Source organism: Devosia geojensis, assembly GCF_000969415.1.
GTDB classification, from domain to species: Bacteria; Pseudomonadota; Alphaproteobacteria; order Rhizobiales; family Devosiaceae; genus Devosia; species Devosia geojensis.
The window spans coordinates 1-719 of sequence record NZ_JZEX01000193.1; the positions used below are offsets into that span (position 1 = coordinate 1).

Annotated in this window: 1 protein-coding gene; it reads left to right on the plus strand. The window is 72.9% G+C overall.

Translation table 11 applies throughout. The features are described from left to right. On the plus strand, nucleotides 1-618 hold a 618-nt coding region (locus VE25_RS23060; RefSeq protein WP_046110612.1), incomplete at its 5' end, for a hypothetical protein. Nucleotides 619-719: the final 101 nt, after the last annotated feature.

The window sequence follows — 719 nt, forward strand, 5'->3', positions numbered from 1 at the left end:
GCCACCACCCGCGCCAAGGCTGAGCTCTGCGACGCGCTAGAACCTGTGCTGGCGTCGCTCCATGCGGAGCTGCGCGCCGCCGCGCCCAAACACCCGGAAAAGCCGGCCGCCGAGCAGGCGCTGGCGCTCGCGCGGGTGCTGGCCGCCGATGTCGGAACGCTCCTCTCCCGCGAGCCGGCGTTCAGGTATCTGGGGCCGCTCGCCGTGCGCGATCCGTGCGACCAGATGAGCCTGCTCATCACCGTCGCCGCCCTGCAATCGGCGGTCGCGGCGTTCCGCGCCCGCTATCACGGCTGGCATGCCGACAAGCGCGCCTTCGGCTGGCGGCTCGCCGCGCGGCCGGGCGATCCCGTGAAGGTTTCCGCCCTCGCTCCGGCCCCCACCGCTCCGCGCCGCACCCTCACCGAGGAAAAGCGGGAGGTCGAGCGGACGGCCGATCAGCAGCGCATCCGCGATCGCTTCCCCAAGCTCATCGACGAGTTGGTCAACCGCAAGGCGTGGGAGCTGTTGCGCGCCGAGTCCGGCCCGCAGGTGCGCCGCCGCGAGCGCCTGAAACGGCTCGCCCAGCGCGGCCAGCGCCTGCCCGAGCTGCCCAGGGAATGGTGGAACCACGTCTGAGCGCATCCGGCTGCCATCCCGGCGCTGACCGGGATGCCGCCACCGGAGGAGCGAGTGACACCCCAGGCACGATCCGTCCCCCTCCCCCTTGAGGGGAGGGA